This is a genomic window from Brevundimonas kwangchunensis (genome assembly GCF_039523815.1).
Taxonomy (GTDB): domain Bacteria; phylum Pseudomonadota; class Alphaproteobacteria; order Caulobacterales; family Caulobacteraceae; genus Brevundimonas; species Brevundimonas kwangchunensis.
The window spans coordinates 202,305-219,536 of sequence record NZ_BAAAGA010000005.1; the positions used below are offsets into that span (position 1 = coordinate 202,305).

A 17,232-nucleotide genomic window follows, 5' to 3' on the forward strand; every position below is an offset into this window, starting at 1 on the left:
ACGGGTTCACGCCGCGCCCCTAAGGGGCAACATGGCGCGGACGCCTTCGTCACGCAGCCACAGGCCGCCCCACATCACCAGCCCCAGCCAGACGCCGAACAGGGTGTGACTGTACAGCGGGCTGCCCGCGTTCATGTGCGTGGCGATGGCGCCGCCCAGGATGGCGGTCATGAAGATCGCACCCATCAGGGCCGTGCGCCGCCAGACGTAGAGCAGGGTTCCGATCAGCTCGAGTGCGCCGATCATCAGCACATGGTCGGCCGACACGCCGATGGGTGTCGACGCTTGCTCGGCCATCTCGGGCATCAGGAATTTCGGCGCGATCGACGCGCCCAGCATGAACAGGACGAACAGGGCGCTGAGCACCCGCCCCGTCCAGACGAGGGGTGTGGCCTTCATCGTCATATCTCCGGTGAGGGGGAGGGCGGCACGGCCGCCCTCAGGATCGTCAGGCGTGCGGCGGCTGCCAGTCGCCAGAGGGGATGGTGTTGACCATCCAGGGGATGCCGAACCGGTCGACCAGATTGCCATAGCCCGGCGACCAGAAGGTCTCGCCGAAGGCCATCATCACCGTGCCGCCCTCGGCCAGGGCGTCGAACCAGGTCTTGGCCTGAGCCGCGTCCTCGGTGTGCAGGGTCACGTCGAAGCCATTCTTGGGCTTGTCGATGTTCGGCCCGAACTCCGGCGGCATGTCTGCGCCCATGATCGACTGGTCGCCGACGTCCAGCCAGCAATGCATCAGCCAGTCTTTGTACTTCGCATCGATCGGCATGTCGGGCGGGCCGTCGCCGAACGGATAGGCCGCGGTCACCTTGCCGCCCAGTACGCGGGCGTAGAAGTCGAACGCCTCGCGGCATTCGCCCTTGAAACTCAGACTCGTCACGATCTTCATGGTCGGTCTCCTCTCTCAGGCTTCGATAGGGGGTGTCAGTCGGGATTGGCCGCCAGCCAGGCCTCCAGCCGGTCGACCGTGCTGGTCCAGCCATGCTTGTGGCCGGTCAGGCTCTGCTGGCTCTTCAGTCCGGCGTGGGTGAAGTTCATCACCGTCCGGCCGTCGTCGGTTTCGTCCAGTCGAACGGTCACCAGCGTATCCACCGGCGGCCCGTCCTCGTGGCTCTCGTCCCATTTGAAGGTGAAGACGAGACGTTCGGGCTCCACGATCTCGCGATAGGTCCCGCCCTGCCACAGGTGTTCGCCGGTCTCCGGCGAGGTCAGGCAGATGCGCCACTCGCCACCGACGCGGAAGTCGATCGTGACGCTGGTCGCCGGCCATTCGACCGGCCCCATCCAGAGAACCAGAACCTCAGGCCGGCTCCAGGCATGCCAGACCAGCGTGCGCGGGGCGTCGAAAGTCCGCTGCATGTGCAGGGTCGGCCGGGTTTCGAGGTCTTCCGCAAGCGTCATCGATTTTCTCCCGCAGGGGCGAACGTCAGAGCGTCTTCACCAGTTCGTTCAGCTGGTCGGCCACCTGGCCCCAGCCCTCGTGGAAGCCCATCTGCTCGTGCTGCTTCATGGACTCCGCGTTCCAGTGGCTGGCCGTGGCGGTGTATTTCGTCTTGCCGTCGCCGGTCGGCTCCAGCTCGATCCGGGCCACCATGAACGGCGCACCGGCCGGCTTCCAGTCCGGGGTCAGGGCGTCCGTCGAGATCAGGCGACGGTTCTCGACCACCTCCAGGAAGATGCCCGTGTTCGGGAAGCCCTCGCCGTCCGGACCGTGCATCACGAAGTTGAAACGGCCGCCGGCGCGCGGCTCGACCACGGCGTCGGTGATCGACCAAGGCTTGGGCGCGAACCACTGGCTCAGGATCGCCGGGTCCGTATAGGCCTTGAAGACCTTCTCCGGCGGCGCGTCGATCACGCGCTCCAGCACCAGATCGAAGGTGTGGGCGACGCCGTCGGTATCGCAGGGATTGTTGTCAGTTCCGTTTGCCATCGTCGTTTCCTTTCTGAACCTTGCGTAGATAATCTTCCAGGCGGTCGAAGCTCTTGTCCCAGTAGCGACGATAGTGCTCCAGCCATTCGGCCATGCCCTTCATCGCCATCGGCTCCAGCTTCGCGGGACGCCACTGGGCTTCCTTGCTGCGGCTGATCAGACCGGCCTTCTCCAGCACCTTCAGGTGTTTCGACACCGCGGGCAGGCTCATCTCAAACGGCTCGGCGAGCTCGTTCACGGTGGCCTCGCCCTGGGTCAGCCGCGCCAGGATCGCCCGACGGGTCGGGTCGGCCAAGGCGGCGAACTGGGCGGAGAGGGGATCGGTCTGCATCGGCTTCGTCTGTATTGAACGTATCGGTTAAATGAACCCGGCCGGCCGTGTTGTCAACCGTTCGGTTAAATTAATCGGCGGAACGTCCTCACGACGAGCTGGTTGGCCCGTTATGAAAGCCCTGATCCTGAACTGCACACTGAAGCCGTCGCCCGAGACCTCCAGCACCGAAGCCCTCGCACGGGTCGTCATCGCCGAGCTGGAAAAGGGCGGGGCGAAGACCGAACTGGTCCGCCTCGTTGATCTGGACATCCGCCCCGGCGTTGAGAGCGACATGGGCGACGGCGACGAATGGCCCGGTGTCCGCGAGAAGATCCTCGCCGCCGAAATCGTCGTCTTCGCCACCCCGACCTGGCTGGGCCAGATGTCCAGCGTCTGCCTGCGTGCGCTGGAGCGGATGGACGCCTTCTTCGCCGAGACGGACGACAGCGGCCGCCCGGTCATGTTCGGCAAGGTCGCCGGCATCGTCATCACCGGCAACGAGGACGGCGCCCATAACATCGTGGCCACGGTCTCGCAGGGGCTGATCGACATGGGCTTCACCATCCCGGCCCAGAGCTGGACCTACTGGCACCTCGGGCCTGGCCCGGGTCCCGACTATGTCGAGACCGATCAGGGGCACGACTATTCCGACCGCGTGGGCCGCAATGCCGCGCGCAATCTGATCGCCCTGGCGAAAGTGCTGAAGCCGGACACCTATCCAGTGCCGGAAAGCGGAGACTGACAACCACGCTCTTGGCGGCGGCGCAGGGACGGCCCACAGTGCCGGGATGATCGCACACCTCGCCGTTCTCCTGCTCGCCGCCCAGACGCCACAAGCCGCGCCGGAGCCCGCTCCTGAAGTCGCACAGGTCGCCGCGGTGCTCGACCGGCTCAACGACGCCTCGACCGCCGCCGACGGCCCGACCTACTTCGGCCTGTTCACGCCCGACGCCCGCTTCATAGGCACCGACGCCACCGAGCACTGGACGCTTGCGCAGTTCCGCGCCTTCGCCGAGCCCTACTTCGCGCGCGGCCGTGGCTGGTCCTATCCGGCCACCGAGCGCACCATCACCATCGCCCCGATCGAATGCCGCTGCATCGCCTGGTTCGAGGAGAAGCTGACCAACACCAGCTATGGCGAAACGCGCGGCTCTGGCGTCCTGCGTCTGACCGACGACGGCTGGAAGATCGAACAGTACGTTCTCAGCTTCGCCATCCCGAACGAGAAGTCCGACGCCGTCGTCGCCGCCGTCCGCGGGACCGACGCGCCGCGCTGATGGACTTCACCGAAGACGCCTTCGTGCTGGCGGCCCGGTCGCATGGCGACACCGGCGTCATCGTCGATCTGCTCACCGAGACCCACGGCCGGCGCTCGGCCTATGTGGCGGGCGGGGCCTCGCGCAAGATGAAGCCTTTCCTGCAGCCCGGCGCGCGCGTCGTGGCCGAGTATCGCGCCCGCACGTCCGAGCAACTGGGCTCTGCACGACTGGAGCCGATCGGGGAGGGGCCCAGTGTCCTGTTCGACGATCCTCTGGCCCTGACCGGCCTCGCCGCCGCCGCCGCCGTCGTGCAGGGCGCCCTGCCGGAGCGCGAGCCGCATCCCGGCGTCTTCCTCGCCTTCGAGGCTCTGGTCTCCGCCTTCGCCCTGCCGGAGGTCTGGCCCGCCATCTTCGTCCGCTTCGAGGCCGGCCTGCTGGAGGATCTGGGCTTCGGCATGGACCTGTCGCGCTGCGCCGCCACGGGCGCTATGGACGACCTGATCTATGTCAGCCCGCGGACCGGCCGCGCCGTAAGCCGCGAGGCCGGCGCCCCCTATGCCGACAAGATGCTGGCCCTGCCGCCCTTCATGCTCGGCGCCCAGGCCGGGCTGGGTACGGGGGACATCCTCGCCGGCTTTGCCCTGACCGGTCACTTCCTCGAACAGTTCGTCTTCCACCCGCAGAACAGGCCCCTGCCGCCGGCGCGGGACCGTCTCGTCGAGAAACTGTCCGCTGCCTGACAAATAATCGGTTGATCCGATTGCGGATGATATCTATAGAACTACAGGAGATATTGTATTCACATCTGCATTTATATTTACTGCGGATATTGGGATACGATCGCGCCGAAAATATATCGATGACCTTATGGGTCACATCTGCTTTGCGAAAACTTCGATTCACCGTCATGGAACCGGCCTAACGCCCCGTCCCACACGCCGCCCGGCGTGATTTCTGGGGACTTCCATGATCGACAAACGCATTCTCGCCGGCGTCTCGCTGGCGGCGCTCGCCTTCGCCACGCCCTCGCTGGCGCAGACGCTCGTCAGTGAGCCGGACGGCCCTGACGGCCCGACCAGCCTTGAAGACGTCGTCGTCTTCGGACGCGGCTCGGCCCGCCAGCAGTCCTCGATCACCGACGAGGCCATCGCCATCGAGGTTCCGGGCACCAGCCCGCTGAAGGCGATCGAACGCCTGCCGGGCGTCAGCTTCCAGTCGTCGGATTCGCAGGGCAACTACGAGTGGTCCACCCGGATCGTCCTGCGCGGCTTCTCGCAGAGCCAGCTCGGCTTCACTCTCGACGGCGTGCCGCTGGGCGACATGAGCTACGGCAATCACAACGGCCTGCACATCTCGCGCGCCATCATTTCCGAGAACCTCGGCCGGGTCGACGTGGCCCAAGGCTCGGGTTCGCTCGGCACCGCTTCCAGCAGCAACCTGGGCGGCACCCTTCAATTCGTCTCGCGACGACCGTCCGAGGATTTCGGCATCGACGTCGCCGGTGTGATTGGCAGCGAACAGACCTATCGGGGCTTCGTTCGCATCGACAGCGGCGCGCTCGGCTCGGCCGGCACGCGCCTGTCGGCCTCCTATGCCGACCAGCAGGGTGACCACTGGAAGGGCTGGGGCGATCTGAACAGCCGCCAGCTCAACCTGAACCTCTATCACCCGGCCGGTCGCGGCTCGATCAGCGCCTTCCTGGATCTGTCCGAGCGCCGCGAGAAGGATCAGCAGGATCTGTCGCTGGAGCAGATCGATCGTCTCGGCCGCAACTGGGACAACGTCATCAACGACTATGCGACGGCCGTCACCAACGCCGCCATCTACCAGGCCAATCCGAACCGCGACTGCGCCCAGGGCAACGGCTCCGGTCCACTGGCAGGGACCAACCCCTACGTCGGCGGCTGGGATTGCATCGACGATGCCTACTATGACTCCACCACCCTGCGGGACGACATTCTCGGCGGCGTGACGGTCGACTATCCGCTGACCGACCGTCTGAACGTGTCCGTGAGCGGCTACTTCCATGACAACCGCGGCATGGGCGGCTGGTGGACGCCCTACCAGGCCACCACGGCGGGCGCCCGTGACCAGAACGGCGTCGTTATCGCCAACCCGAGCCCGATCTCGGTCCGCACGACCGAATACGACATCGAGCGTTTCGGCTTCTTCGGCTCGGCCCGGTACGAATTTGGCTCCCATATGCTCGAGGCGGGTTTCTGGGTTGAGGACAACCACTTCGTCCAGGCCCGCCGCTTCTACGGTCTGTCGCGGACCGAAAGCCTCGCCGAGCCGTACGAGTTCTACGAGAACCCGTTCCTGACCCAATGGCAGTATGCGTTCGATACGAGAACGGTGATGGCCTATGTGCAGGACACCTGGGACATCACGGATACCGTGACCCTGAACTTCGGCTTCAAATCCCTGAGCGCCGAGAACGTGGCCGAGACCCTGGTTGGCCCCGACAAGACCGGCTCGATCAAGGCCGAGGACAACTTCCTTCCGCAGGTCGGCCTGACCTGGGATGTGACCCCGGATCACGAACTGTTCGCCTCGTACACCGAGAACATCCGCGCCTACGAATCCTCCGCCACGGGCGGCCCTTTCTCGGCTACCGCCGTGGGCTTCCGGGCTCTCCAGCGCACGATCAGGCCGGAAACCGCTGCATCGATCGAGGCCGGCTGGCGCTTCCGGTTCGACCGTCTACAGGGCACGGTCGCCCTGTATGACGTCAAGTTCGAGAACCGCCTGCTCAGCGTCGCCCTCGGCTCATCGATCCAGGGCCTCGGCAACGGGATCCAGAACGTGGGCTCGGTCACCAGCCGAGGCTTCGAGGTCGCCGGTCTGTGGAACTTCACGGACACGGTCTCGGGCTTCGTTTCGTATAGCTACAACGACTCGACCTACGACGATAACGTCCGCGATGGCGCCGGCAATGTGGTCGCCACCGCTGGCAAGACCCTGGTCAACATCCCCAACGCCCTGGCCCGGGCCGAGCTGTCGTACGACAACGGCGCCTTCTTCACGACGCTGGCGGCGGCCTACACGGGCGAGCGGTACTCGTCCTATCTCAACGACGAGTCGGCCGATGCCTTCCTGCTGGGCGAGCTCACTGCTGGTTATCGCTTCACCAGCGGCGGCTCCTGGCTGAACGGCACACAGGTCCAGTTGAACGTCACCAATCTGCTGGATACCGACTTCATCGCCACTGTCGGTTCGGGCGGGTTCCAGAACGACGCCGGCCGCCAGACCTTCCTGCCGGGCGCCCCGCGTCAGGTCTTCGTCTCGGTCCGCCGTCGCTTCTGAGGCCGATCAGAAACAGGGCGCGTCTCGCAAGGGGCGCGCCCTTCCTTTTCAGGAGTTCCCCATGACCACGCTTTCCCGCCGCGGCCTCATGGCCGGCACGGTCGGCGCCGGCCTCGTAGCCGGCGCATCCGCCGCGAGGGCCGACAGCCACCCGCAACAGGCCCGCGCCCTGACACGCATCGCCTTCGGCGCCTGCGCGAAGAGCGACAAGCCCCAGCCGATCTGGGACGCCATCCTCGCCACCAACCCTGACCTGTTCATCTTCCTGGGCGACAACGTCTATCTCGACACCCGCGACGTCGGCATCATGCGCCGCAAGTACGCCGAACTGGCCGCCCAGCCGGGCTTCCAGCGCCTCAAAGCCAGCGGCGTGCCGATTCTCGCCATCTGGGACGACCACGACTACGGCGAGAATGACGCCGGCATCGACTATCCGATGAAGGAGGAGTCCCGCCGCCTGTTCCTCGACTTCTTCGGCGAGCCCGCCGACAGTCCGCGCCGCACCCGCGACGGCATCTACACGGCCCACGTCTTCGGCCCGGAGGGCCGCAAGGTTCAGATCATCCTGCCGGACCTGCGCTGGAATCGCACCGGCCTGGTCCCGCTGGAGCTCAACGGCCAGCGGCACAGCGACTGGCAACGTCAGCAGGCCCACACCGGCAAGCCGTCACCCGGCCCCTACATGCGCAATCCCGCGCTCGAGGCGACCCAGCTGGGCGAGACCCAGTGGCGCTGGCTTGAGGACCAGCTGTCCGTTCCCGCTGATCTGCGCATCTTCGGCTCCAGCCTCCAGGTGGTGGCCGACTTCCCAGGCTGGGAGGCCTGGATCAACTTCGCCCGCGATCACCAGCGCCTGATCGACGCCATCCGCGACAGGCGCGCCAACGGGCTGATCTGCCTGTCCGGCGACACTCACTACGGCGAGATCTCCCGGCTGGACGACAACGTCCCGTATCCGCTGTGGGACATCACCTCCTCCGGCATCACCGAGGTCGAGGAGTTCATCCCGCCCAACGCCCTGCGTCAGGGCGCTGTCGTTCAGGAGCAGAATTTCGGCCTGCTGACCATCGGCTGGGAGCGGGGCAGGGCGCCAACCTTGCTGGCCGAGGTCCGCGACGTCAACGGCGCGGTGAAGCTGGAGCAGTTGATCCGGACCGGGGATCTTCAGGTCTGATCCGGGTGCTGGCGATCGCGGTGACCTCGCAGCGCCCCGATCGCCACGCGTCGAGCGAAGATCAATCTCCACCGGAACGTTGCTATCCCCCAACGGCACGGGTTTGCAACTCTTGGTGAATACTGTTCGGGTCTGCTTCAGTAATTCGATCCTGTTAAGCAGTAATAGTGAACCGACCCACCTTGACCTTCGTCGAGGCCGGGCGTCCGTTCTGCGCGTCTCTGTATCCGGAGATTTGTAACGAGTGGAGAAGTGCAGTGTCTAAAACAAAAGCCGCTCTTTCCATGTGCCTTGCAGCCGCACTGACTGCTGCATCGCTGGCTACCCCCGCCATCGCCGGCGTTCCCCGGTCGGGGCCCGTAATCAACGCTCCTCCGATGGCGGTGTGGTGCCGGGCTCAACTGGCGACGGCAAATCACTACCTTGAGCAATACCTGGCGACAGGCGATGACTCTTACTATGCTCTGTATGCAGAGGCGTTCGCTGCCTACAACCTGAACTGCAATTACTGATCGGTTCCTGGTGCTCCGGCGAATCGCGCCGGAGCACTGTCTGTACGGCCAAAAAACCTGCTGACTTTCTCGTCCTGAGAATAGGCATCAACTAGCATTACAAGGAATATCTGAATCATGCCCTCTGGAAGAACGAAGGCGGCAATCACCACGACTCTCGTCGCTGCGGCGGCATTGGGGGTCATGTTTTCAACATCACCAGCCGAGGCGTCTGGCTCACGCGTGACGATCACATGCCGAATGGCGGAAATGAACGCCGACCACTACTACTCTGTTTGGCAAGCTACCCTGACGGAAGATGCTTGGTGGGACTGGGCCGACGCCTACCACTTCCGGAACTTCATCTGTAACTACTGAGGCTGCCGCGCGCGGGATCGGTGCTCGCCCTGATGGCCCGCGCGCATACCGGCTTCACACTTGTGAAAAGTCTGGCATGCCTTCGCGAGCAGAGATCAGAGCGCAAATGATCCCATGAAATTCCGCAGGTCGAGACACTTCGCCCTAGACTGACGGGCACGAACCCTCGATTCGGATGTCATGACCGTACACACCCCGCCGCCCGAGGGCGGACGCATCGTCGACGAGCCGATGGGCGATGCGCTCTCCAAGCGCTATCTCGCCTACGCCCTGTCGACCATCACAAACCGGGCGCTGCCCGACGTCCGCGACGGCTTCAAGCCGGTGCACCGGCGCATCATGTACGCCATGCACCAGATGCGCCTGAACCCGCAGGCCGCTGCGCGCAAATGCGCCAAGGTGGTCGGCGAGGTGATGGGTTCGTACCACCCGCATGGCGACGCCTCGATCTATGACGCCCTGGTCCGCCTGGCCCAGGACTTCGCCCAGCGCTATCCGCTGGTCGACGGGCAGGGGAATTTCGGCAACATCGACGGCGATAGCGCCGCGGCCATGCGCTACACCGAGTGCAAGCTGACGCCGGCCGCCGTCCTGCTGATGGAGGGCATCGATCAGGATGCCGTCGACTTCCGCGCCACCTACGACGATCAGGATCAGGAGCCGATCGTCCTGCCGGCCGGTTTCCCCAACCTGCTGGCCAACGGCTCGTCGGGCATCGCCGTGGGCATGGCCACCTCGATCCCGCCGCACAATGTCGGCGAACTGATCGACGCCTGCCACCTGCTGCTGGAGAAGCCCGAGGCCACGACCGAGGAACTGGTCGCCCTGGTGCCGGGACCGGACTTCCCGACCGGCGGCGTCGCCGTCGAGGGCCACGCCTCCATCCTTGATGCCTATGAAACCGGTCGGGGCGGCGTTCGCCTGCGCGCCCGCTGGGAGACCGAGGATCTGGGTCGCGGCGTCTGGCGCATCGTCATCACCGAGGTCCCGTATCAGGTCCAGAAGTCCAAGCTGATCGCCGATCTGGCCGAGCTGATCGAGAACAAGAAGGCCCCGCTTCTGGCCGACGTCCGCGACGAGTCGGCCGAGGACATCCGCGTCATCCTCGAGCCCAAGTCCCGCACGGTCGAGCCCGAGGTCCTGATGGAGAGCCTGTTCAAGCTCTCCGATCTGGAAGTCCGCTTCCCGATCAACATGAACGTACTGGACGCCACGGGCACGCCGCGCGTCATGGGCCTGAAGCCCTGCCTGCAGGCCTTCCTCGATCACCGCCGCGAGGTCCTGCTGCGCCGGGCCCAATGGCGCATCGAGCGCGTCGAGAAGCGCCTGCACCTGCTGGAAGGCCTGCGCATCGTCTTCCTCAATCTGGACGAGGTGATCCGCATCGTCCGCGAGGAGGAACAGCCCAAGGCCGTCCTGATCGCCCGCTTCGGCCTGTCGGAAATGCAGGCGGACTACATCCTCGACACCCGCCTGCGTCAGCTGGCGCGGATCGAGGAAATGGCGATCGAGAACGAGTTCAAGGAGTTGTCCGAGGAACTGGCCAACCTGCGCTCGCTGTCGACCACGCCGGCCAAGCAATGGAAACAGATCGGCAAGGATCTGGAGGCCGTTCGCAAGGCCCTGATCTCGCCGCGCCGGACCACCATTTCGGAGGCCGTCGACAGTTCGTCGTTCGCCCCGGTCGAGGCCTTCATCCCGCGCGAGGCCATCACCGTCATCCTGTCGGAGCGCGGCTGGATCCGCGCCGCCAAGGGCAAGGTCGAGGATCCGTCGGAGCTGAAGTTCAAGGAAGGCGACAGCCTCGCCTTCCTCGTGCCGGGCTATACGACCGACAAGCTGCTGGTCGCCGCCTCGGACGGCCGCATCTTCACCGTCGGCGCCGACAAGCTGGCGTCCGGTCGTGGACATGGCGAGCCCCTGCGCCTGATGATCGACCTCGACGAAAAGGCCGAGATCGTGAACCTGCTGGCGCATCAGCCGGGCGGCAAGCTGCTGGTCGCTTCGAAAGCCGGCTACGGCTTCGTGGCGCCCGAAGACGACCTGCTGGCCCAGAAGCGCGGCGGCAAGCAGGTGCTGAACGGGGACATGCTGGCGGTCCTGCGCGTCACCGGCGACCACATCGCCACCATCGGCGAGAACATCAAGACGCTGATCTTCCCTATCGCCGAACTGCCCGAAATGGGCCGCGGCAAGGGCGTGAAGCTGCAGAACTTCAAACAGGGCGGCCTCGCCGACGTCACCGTGTTCAACGCCGAACAGGGTCCGGAATGGGCCGACGGCGGCGGACGTCGCCGCAACTGGCCTGATTGGAAGGACTGGCTCGGCAAGCGCGCCGGGGCAGGGCGGCAGGGGCCCCGCGGGCTCAGGAAGTTCCGATGAACCCCTCCGTCTCGTCGGCTCCGCCGGGAGGGGGACCACCCGAAGGGTGGTGGAGGGGTCGACAAATCCACAGGTGACGGGGATTTCATTATCCAGCGCGGCCGTATCGCGCGATAGTTGAGGCACAGCCGGTCCACCGGCGCACTGGAGACGGAAATGCTCGTTACCCTGATCGTCATTGGCGTCATCGTCGCCATCGTCCTGTTCATGGTCGTCGGCGGCTACAACAAGCTGGTCGCCCTGGATCAGCGCGCCGATCAGTCGTTCGCCGACATCGACGTCCAGCTGAAGCAGCGCCAGGACCTGATCCCGAACCTCGTGGAGACGGTGAAGGGCTACGCCTCGCACGAGCGCGGCACCCTGGACGCCGTCACCCAGGCCCGCGCGGCCGCCGCCGGCGCCACCTCGGTCAACGACAAGGTGCAGGCCGAGAACATGCTGACCGGCGCGCTGGGCCGCCTGTTCGCCGTCGCCGAGGCCTATCCGGACCTCAAGGCCAACACGAACTATCTCGAGCTGCAGCGCGAGCTGTCGGATATCGAGAACAAGCTCGCCGCCGCCCGTCGCTTCTTCAACAACGCCGTGGGCGAGTTCAACGCCGTCCGTCGCCAGTTCCCGACCGTCCTGTTCGCCGGCATGGTCGGTTTCGGTTCGGACAAGCCGTTCTTCGACGTCGGCGAGAGCGAGCGCGCGGCCCTGAACGCCGCGCCGCCGCAGGTGAAGTTCTAAGACGTCATTATGGGCGCGGTCGGGCTCCAGACCCATATCTGGGCGAACAACACCCGTTCGATCATCCTGCTGGTGACCTTTCCCCTCCTGCTGGTGGGGATTCTCTACGGCGTCCAGCTGATGCTGATGGGCGTCGGCTTCCTGCCTGGCACGGGCAGGGGGCTGGGCGACGACATGGCGCTGGCCGCGTCGTGGCTGGGCGCGACCGTGCCGATGGCCTTCGTCGCCGCCGCCATCTGGTTCGCCATCGCCTATTTCGGCAGCCAGACCATGGTGGACATGTTCACCGGCGCCCGGAAGGTGGAGCGCAAGACCGAGCCGGATCTCTATAACCTGCTCGAGAACCTCGCTATCTCGCGCGGCATGCGCACCCCGACCCTGCGCATCATCGAGAGCGACGCCCTCAACGCCTACGCCACGGGCCTGCACGAGGGGCAGTACAGCATCACCCTGACCCGCGGTCTGGTGAACGCCATGACCCGGGACGAGGTCGAGGCCGTCATGGCCCACGAGCTCACCCATGTGATCAACAAGGACGTGCGGACCATGGTCATCGCGTCCATCTTCGCCGGCATCATCAGCGTGGTCGCCGAGCTGGTCTTCCGCGGCCTGATGTACTCGGGCGGCGGCCGTCGCAGCGACAACAAGAACGCCGCGCCCCTGATGCTGATCGGCATGGCGTTCGCCATCATCGGCTTCATCCTGGCGCTGGTGATCCGAATGATGCTCTCGCGCACCCGCGAGTACGTCGCCGACGCCGGGGCGGTGGAGCTGACCAAGAACCCCGACGCCATGATCTCGGCCCTGCGCAAGGTCGAGGGCCGGTCGGACGTGAAGGGGCCGGACGAGCTGCAGCAGCTGTTCCTCGACAACCAGCCCAACGGCGTCGGCCTCGAGGGCATGTTCGCCAGCCATCCGCCGATCGAGAAGCGGGTTCAGGCCCTGATCAAGTTCGGCGGCGGTCGGGATCCGGGGGTCTGGTCGGGCCAGTCCGAGGCTCCGGCCTACGCCACCTCGGTGCCCTCGGCCGGCTAGAGCAGTCGCCAGCCCAGCCGGGTCAGCTGTTCCATCGGCCGGAACGAGGCCTTGTAGTCCATCTTCTGCGAGCCCCGGACCCAGTAGCCCAGGTAGACGTAGGGCAGGTTCACGGTCAGGGCCTGCCGGATGTGGTCCAGGATCGCGAACCGGCCCGGGCTCCGCTCCTCCAGCTCCGGATCGAAGAAGCTGTAGACCATCGACAGCCCGTCCGAGAGGAGGTCCGTCAGACAGACCCCGACCAGATCGCCCGGCCCGCCGTCGGCCGAGGGCAGGCGGTACTCGATCAAATGGGTCCGGACAGCCGTATCTTCGACCATGGCGACGTAGTCGAGCCAGCCCATCCCGCTCATCCCGCCTTCGGGGTGCCGGGCGTTCAGGTACTTTCTCAGCAGGTCGAACTGCTCGGTCGTCGCTTCGGCCTCGACCAGATCGCGCGACAGGTCCTCGTTCGCCCGCAGGATCCGCCGTTGGGACCGCGAGAAGGCGAACTCCCCGGTCGGGATCCGCACCGAGACGCAGGCGTCGCAGGTCTCGCACGCCGGGCGATAGGCGATGTTCTGGCTGCGCCGGAACCCTGCCTGGGTCAGTTCGTCGTTGACGTGGGCCCCATCGCTGAAGGGCAGGTTGGCGAACACCTTCCGCTCGGTCTGGCCGGGCAGATAGGGGCAGGGGGCCACCGAGGTCAGGTAGAAGCGGAGCTGCCGCTGCGGGACGAACTGGGTCACACGGTCACCTCCGCATCCCAATACGCCCGAATTCCGGCGAGCCGCTCATTCCGCCATCTGGCGCTGTGTCGTCGCCCGGCGCAAGCCCGTTCGCCCGCCGCCCGAAACCGGAGCTGGCGGGCAGCCCGTCACAGGCTGGTGTCCGTCGGCAGGACCGGGGCCTCGCGCAGCAGCACGATGGCGATCCGCCGGTTCCCGGCCAGCGACGGGTCGTCGGGATAAAGCGGGTCCGAACCCGCCTTGCCGGCGACCTGATATACCCGGTCCGGATTGACGCCCGCCGCCTGCAGCACCAGCCGCGAGGCGTTGGCGCGCGCCGCCGACAGGGTCCAGTCGTTCGGCCCGCTGGCGCGGTTCGAGCCCGCCGCCGCCGAGGTATGCCCGGTGATCGAGATGCGGTTCGGCAGGCGATTGATCACCCTCGACACGGCGCGCAGCAGCAGCTGCGCCCGCGCATTGGGCTGGGAGGCGTTATTGTCGAACATCGAACGCCCTTCCTGATCCACCAGCTGGATACGCAGGCCTTCGGGCGTCTGGTCGATGATCAGCTGTTTCGACAGCTCGGCCAGTTCGGGCATCGACTGCATCGCCTGACGCAGGGACTCGGCGGCCGAGGCGAAGTCCGCGGCCTCGCGCCGGGCGATCTCGTCCCGCAGTTCCTCTTCGCTCGCCGCGGCGAGGTTCGAGTTCTGGCCCGCCTGTTCCGGCGCATCCGGCGGCGCCTCGGGCGCGAGCTGGGTGATCGCGGACATCGAGCCGGCGCCCTTGGCCCCCGCGTCGTCGCCCAGCGAGGTGCCGCCCAGAATGCCGCCCGAGCCCGACGTGGTCTGCGAGACGCTGGCGGGCGCGAAGTACTCGGCGATCCCCTTCTTCTGTTCGGGATCGGTCGTGTTGATCAGCCACATCAGCAGGAAAAAGGCCATCATGGCGGTCACGAAGTCCGCATAGGCGACCTTCCACGCGCCGCCGTGGTGCCCGCCGCCGGACACCTTCTTGACCTTCTTGATGATGATCGGGCGATCGTTCATCGACATCGGCAGGCAGACCCTGAAGCACTGGATTCTCGGCCTTGAGAATCGCCGATGGACGTTAAGAACCCGTTTGCCATGTCCGCCCGCTTGCCCTGCGCGCCGACGCCGCCTAGGTCCAGAGACGTGACCGTGGAAACCCCGACCGATCCCGCCTTCGACAGCACCGCTTACCGGCGCGCGCTGGGCGGCTTCGCGACCGGCGTCTGCGTCGTGACGGCCCATACGGTGGAGGGGCCGCTGGGCATCACGGTGAACTCCTTCACCTCGGTTTCGCTGAACCCGCCGCTGGTGCTCTGGTGTCTGGATCAGAAATCCTGGCGGCATGACGCCTTCGCGGCCGCAGACCGCTTCGCCGTGCACATGCTGCCGGTCGAGGATCACGAGATGTCGGATCGCTTCGCCTGGGGCGTCAGCCAGTTGTCGGCCGAGGAGTTCGACAGCACCAGCATCGAGCCGCCGCGCCTGAAGAACGCGCTGACGCGGCTGGTCTGCACGACCCACGACCGCATCGTCATGGGCGACCACCTGACCATCGTCGGACAGGTCGAGGCGTTCGAGACCCGGCCGGGTGCGGCCCTGACCTATTATCGCGGTCGCTACGGCGTCGCGGCGGAGCCTGAAGCATGAAGATCGGATTCGCCGGGCTCGGCGTCATGGGCGGCCCGATGGCGCGGCATCTCGTGGCGGCCGGTCACACGGTCTCCGGTTACAACCGCTCATCGGCCAAGGCGCAGGCGTGGGCGGATGCGAATGGCGGCGCGTTCGCCGCGACAGTCGCTGACGCTGCAAAGGGCGCGGAGCTGTTCATCCTGTGCGTCGGTAACGACGACGATGTCCGTCAGGTTGTAAGCGAAGCCCTGCCGCATCTGGCCGATGGCGCCGTGATCGTCGACCACACGACGACGTCCGCAAAGGTCGCGCGCGAGATGGCGGCGCTGGCGGCGGGGCAGGGGGCCTCGTTCATCGACGCTCCGGTCTCGGGCGGTCAGGCCGGCGCGGAGAATGGCCAACTCAGCGTCATGGCCGGCGGCGACGCCGAGGCGCTCACGCGCGTCGAGCCCGTGCTGATGAGCTATTCAAAGGCGATCAAGCACATGGGTCCGGCCGGCGCGGGTCAACTGACCAAGATGGTCAACCAGATCTGCATTGCCGGCGTGGTCCAGGGCATCGCCGAGGCGGTCCATTTCGCGCAGTCGGCAGGCCTCGATACCGACGCCGTCTATGACGCCGTGTCCAAGGGCGCGGCGCAGTCGTGGCAGATGGACAACCGCTGGAAGACGGCGGCGCGTGGTGAGTTCGACTTCGGCTTCGCCGTCGACTGGATGCGCAAGGACCTTGGCCTGGTGCTCGATGAGGCCCGCGCCAACGGCAGCCATCTGGCGCTGACCGCGCTGGTCGATCAATTCTATTCCGAGGTGCAATCCATGGGGGGATCGCGATGGGACACGTCGAGCCTGACGGCGCGGCTTCAGCAGAGACAGTCGAGGAACTCGCCGTCTGGGGCCTCTGGAAGCGACTGATCCGCTTCTTCCCGACCTGGAGCCTGCTTCCGTCCGGCTTCTGGACGCCGGGCGCGTGGAGCTATGTCGGCATAGATTTCGTGTCGGGCTTCCGCCGCAACCGCTCTACACGGCAGACCTTCGAACTTCTGGACGGGGTCGATGAGGAAACGTTCGACGCCCTGTCGGCGCTCGCGAATCTGAACGCGCGCCGTCAGGACCAGATGCTGCGCGCGGTGATCATCGGCTATCTGACGATCCCGTTCTCGATCATCGCCTTGCTGGCCCAGGTCGCCGGTGACGACCTGATGGCGTTCGTCAACGCACATCGGACCCTGACCATGCAGTTCGTCGCGTTCTGCAGCTTCGGCGTTCTGGCCTTCTTCTGCAGCCACTGGCGTTCGCGACAGCTGGTCGGCGTTCTGGACATGATCCGCATCGAACGCGGCCAGAAGCCCTTCACGGCCCTGGAGTTGCGCGAGGACTGAGCTCAGGCGGGCCTGATCGCCAGAACCCGATACATCATTTCGCAGATCGCACAGGTTCGGTCGGTGTTGCCGATCTAATCGGCTGTAAAACCTTCAGAAAGTTGCAGTTCGGATTCGGCAGCCTGTTGCAGCCCCTATGATGGCGAGTGTTGCAGGCCGTGGCGGACACAGCCGCTCTTCCCTGCCTCCGACCCAGCAGACAGCGAACCTTCTGAGAGCTGTGGATAAACGCCAGGAGGAAGCGAGATTGACCGCTTCTGAATCATAGCTGACCTCAATCCGGTCCACTCTTGGCCGGGGCTGGAACCGGAGACCGATCGCACTTCCTCCACGCGGAGGACGTCGATCAGGCGGGAGGGGGCCTGACGCATACGTCAAGGCTCGGTTCGTCCAAATGGCTCAGTCGCGTAAATGGCGGGGATTACGAAGAGTGTAGGCGGCAGCTCAGTCTTTTCTGATTTCGGTTGTCTTTTTGTTCCGCCAAGC

At 65.7% G+C, this 17,232-nt stretch carries 18 protein-coding genes; 11 read left to right on the forward strand and 7 right to left on the reverse strand.

Features of this window, described 5'->3' with window-relative positions; genetic code table 11:
* Positions 1 to 6 precede the first annotated feature (6 nt).
* Genes ABDZ95_RS10155 through ABDZ95_RS10175 form a run of 5 tightly spaced genes read right to left on the reverse strand, consistent with a single transcriptional unit; the run spans position 7 to position 2,264 of the window.
* A complete protein-coding gene (locus tag ABDZ95_RS10155; RefSeq protein WP_343793315.1) occupies positions 7 to 399 on the reverse strand; it encodes a DoxX family protein in 393 nt (130 codons plus the stop codon).
* Positions 400 to 448: 49 nt separating this feature from the next.
* Positions 449 to 892, reverse strand: coding sequence for a VOC family protein (locus tag ABDZ95_RS10160; protein WP_343793317.1), 444 nt, complete (start codon positions 890 to 892; stop codon positions 449 to 451).
* A 35-nt stretch (positions 893 to 927) separates the two neighbouring features.
* On the reverse strand, positions 928 to 1,404 hold the full coding sequence (locus ABDZ95_RS10165; protein ID WP_343793319.1) for an SRPBCC family protein: 477 nt from the start codon (positions 1,402 to 1,404) through the stop codon (positions 928 to 930).
* Between the two features lie 25 nt (positions 1,405 to 1,429).
* On the reverse strand, positions 1,430 to 1,933 hold the full coding sequence (locus ABDZ95_RS10170) for an SRPBCC family protein (protein ID WP_343793321.1): 504 nt from the start codon (positions 1,931 to 1,933) through the stop codon (positions 1,430 to 1,432).
* A complete protein-coding gene (locus ABDZ95_RS10175) occupies positions 1,917 to 2,264 on the reverse strand; it encodes an ArsR/SmtB family transcription factor (protein ID WP_343793323.1) in 348 nt (115 codons plus the stop codon). Before ABDZ95_RS10175 ends, ABDZ95_RS10170 begins: the two co-directional genes overlap by 17 nt.
* A gap of 112 nt (positions 2,265 to 2,376) precedes the next feature.
* Here ABDZ95_RS10175 and ABDZ95_RS10180 point away from each other — a divergent pair, with 112 nt between their 5' ends.
* From ABDZ95_RS10180 to ABDZ95_RS10215, 8 genes are all read left to right on the forward strand, one after another.
* Entirely contained in the window at positions 2,377 to 2,988 is a 612-nt protein-coding gene (locus ABDZ95_RS10180; RefSeq protein ID WP_343793324.1) for a flavodoxin family protein, read from the forward strand.
* A 46-nt stretch (positions 2,989 to 3,034) separates the two neighbouring features.
* On the forward strand, positions 3,035 to 3,523 hold the full coding sequence (locus ABDZ95_RS10185; protein ID WP_343793325.1) for a nuclear transport factor 2 family protein: 489 nt from the start codon (positions 3,035 to 3,037) through the stop codon (positions 3,521 to 3,523).
* Positions 3,523 to 4,245 (forward strand): DNA repair protein RecO, encoded by a 723-nt coding sequence (gene recO / locus ABDZ95_RS10190; RefSeq protein WP_343793326.1) that lies wholly within the window; start codon positions 3,523 to 3,525, stop codon positions 4,243 to 4,245. The genes ABDZ95_RS10185 and recO overlap by 1 nt, the downstream gene beginning before the upstream one ends.
* A 226-nt stretch (positions 4,246 to 4,471) precedes the next feature.
* A complete protein-coding gene (locus tag ABDZ95_RS10195) occupies positions 4,472 to 6,811 on the forward strand; it encodes a TonB-dependent receptor (RefSeq protein WP_343793328.1) in 2,340 nt (779 codons plus the stop codon).
* 61 nt (positions 6,812 to 6,872) lie between these two features.
* A complete protein-coding gene (locus ABDZ95_RS10200) occupies positions 6,873 to 7,985 on the forward strand; it encodes an alkaline phosphatase D family protein (RefSeq protein ID WP_343793330.1) in 1,113 nt (370 codons plus the stop codon).
* A gap of 1,049 nt (positions 7,986 to 9,034) precedes the next feature.
* The gene (gene parC / locus ABDZ95_RS10205; RefSeq protein ID WP_343793332.1) at positions 9,035 to 11,236 is read left to right on the forward strand and encodes a DNA topoisomerase IV subunit A; all 2,202 of its coding nucleotides are present in this window, start codon (positions 9,035 to 9,037) and stop codon (positions 11,234 to 11,236) included.
* Between the two features lie 156 nt (positions 11,237 to 11,392).
* Positions 11,393 to 11,965 carry a LemA family protein gene (locus ABDZ95_RS10210; RefSeq protein WP_343793334.1) on the forward strand — a complete coding sequence of 191 codons (573 nt, stop codon included), beginning with the start codon at positions 11,393 to 11,395 and terminating at the stop codon, positions 11,963 to 11,965.
* A gap of 9 nt (positions 11,966 to 11,974) precedes the next feature.
* Positions 11,975 to 13,000, forward strand: a complete 1,026-nt coding sequence (locus ABDZ95_RS10215) for a M48 family metallopeptidase (protein WP_343793336.1) — start codon at positions 11,975 to 11,977, stop codon at positions 12,998 to 13,000.
* Here ABDZ95_RS10215 and ABDZ95_RS10220 read toward each other — a convergent pair.
* Positions 12,997 to 13,728, reverse strand: a complete 732-nt coding sequence (locus ABDZ95_RS10220; protein ID WP_343793338.1) for an arginyltransferase — start codon at positions 13,726 to 13,728, stop codon at positions 12,997 to 12,999. The two genes, ABDZ95_RS10215 and ABDZ95_RS10220, sit on opposite strands and share 4 nt — an antisense overlap.
* A gap of 128 nt (positions 13,729 to 13,856) precedes the next feature.
* Positions 13,857 to 14,762 (reverse strand): flagellar motor protein MotB, encoded by a 906-nt coding sequence (locus ABDZ95_RS10225; RefSeq protein WP_343793340.1) that lies wholly within the window; start codon positions 14,760 to 14,762, stop codon positions 13,857 to 13,859.
* Between the two features lie 126 nt (positions 14,763 to 14,888).
* Between ABDZ95_RS10225 and ABDZ95_RS10230 the strand changes: the two genes are divergently transcribed.
* The 3 genes from ABDZ95_RS10230 to ABDZ95_RS10240 are packed head-to-tail and all read left to right on the forward strand — an operon-like array spanning position 14,889 to position 16,746.
* Positions 14,889 to 15,386, forward strand: a complete 498-nt coding sequence (locus tag ABDZ95_RS10230) for a flavin reductase family protein (RefSeq protein WP_343793342.1) — start codon at positions 14,889 to 14,891, stop codon at positions 15,384 to 15,386.
* Positions 15,383 to 16,279: an NAD(P)-dependent oxidoreductase gene (locus ABDZ95_RS10235; protein WP_343793344.1), complete on the forward strand. Its 897-nt coding sequence runs from the start codon at positions 15,383 to 15,385 to the stop codon at positions 16,277 to 16,279. Before ABDZ95_RS10230 ends, ABDZ95_RS10235 begins: the two co-directional genes overlap by 4 nt.
* Entirely contained in the window at positions 16,198 to 16,746 is a 549-nt protein-coding gene (locus ABDZ95_RS10240) for a hypothetical protein (protein ID WP_343793346.1), read from the forward strand. The genes ABDZ95_RS10235 and ABDZ95_RS10240 overlap by 82 nt, the downstream gene beginning before the upstream one ends.
* The last annotated feature ends 486 nt before the right edge of the window (positions 16,747 to 17,232 follow it).

Excerpts from the sequence above, each read along its gene's own strand:
- ABDZ95_RS10155 (WP_343793315.1), bottom strand. The coding sequence starts at position 399 with ATGAAGGCCACACCCCTCGTCTGGACGGGGCGGGTGCTCAGCGCCCTG.
- ABDZ95_RS10160 (WP_343793317.1), bottom strand. The coding sequence starts at position 892 with ATGAAGATCGTGACGAGTCTGAGTTTCAAGGGCGAATGCCGCGAGGCG.
- ABDZ95_RS10165 (WP_343793319.1), bottom strand. The coding sequence starts at position 1,404 with ATGACGCTTGCGGAAGACCTCGAAACCCGGCCGACCCTGCACATGCAG.
- ABDZ95_RS10170 (WP_343793321.1), bottom strand. The coding sequence starts at position 1,933 with ATGGCAAACGGAACTGACAACAATCCCTGCGATACCGACGGCGTCGCC.
- ABDZ95_RS10175 (WP_343793323.1), bottom strand. The coding sequence starts at position 2,264 with ATGCAGACCGATCCCCTCTCCGCCCAGTTCGCCGCCTTGGCCGACCCG.
- ABDZ95_RS10180 (WP_343793324.1), top strand. The coding sequence starts at position 2,377 with ATGAAAGCCCTGATCCTGAACTGCACACTGAAGCCGTCGCCCGAGACC.
- ABDZ95_RS10185 (WP_343793325.1), top strand. The coding sequence starts at position 3,035 with ATGATCGCACACCTCGCCGTTCTCCTGCTCGCCGCCCAGACGCCACAA.
- recO (WP_343793326.1), top strand. The coding sequence starts at position 3,523 with ATGGACTTCACCGAAGACGCCTTCGTGCTGGCGGCCCGGTCGCATGGC.
- ABDZ95_RS10195 (WP_343793328.1), top strand. The coding sequence starts at position 4,472 with ATGATCGACAAACGCATTCTCGCCGGCGTCTCGCTGGCGGCGCTCGCC.
- ABDZ95_RS10200 (WP_343793330.1), top strand. The coding sequence starts at position 6,873 with ATGACCACGCTTTCCCGCCGCGGCCTCATGGCCGGCACGGTCGGCGCC.
- parC (WP_343793332.1), top strand. The coding sequence starts at position 9,035 with ATGACCGTACACACCCCGCCGCCCGAGGGCGGACGCATCGTCGACGAG.
- ABDZ95_RS10210 (WP_343793334.1), top strand. The coding sequence starts at position 11,393 with ATGCTCGTTACCCTGATCGTCATTGGCGTCATCGTCGCCATCGTCCTG.
- ABDZ95_RS10215 (WP_343793336.1), top strand. The coding sequence starts at position 11,975 with ATGGGCGCGGTCGGGCTCCAGACCCATATCTGGGCGAACAACACCCGT.
- ABDZ95_RS10225 (WP_343793340.1), bottom strand. The coding sequence starts at position 14,762 with ATGTCGATGAACGATCGCCCGATCATCATCAAGAAGGTCAAGAAGGTG.
- ABDZ95_RS10235 (WP_343793344.1), top strand. The coding sequence starts at position 15,383 with ATGAAGATCGGATTCGCCGGGCTCGGCGTCATGGGCGGCCCGATGGCG.
- ABDZ95_RS10240 (WP_343793346.1), top strand. The coding sequence starts at position 16,198 with ATGGGACACGTCGAGCCTGACGGCGCGGCTTCAGCAGAGACAGTCGAG.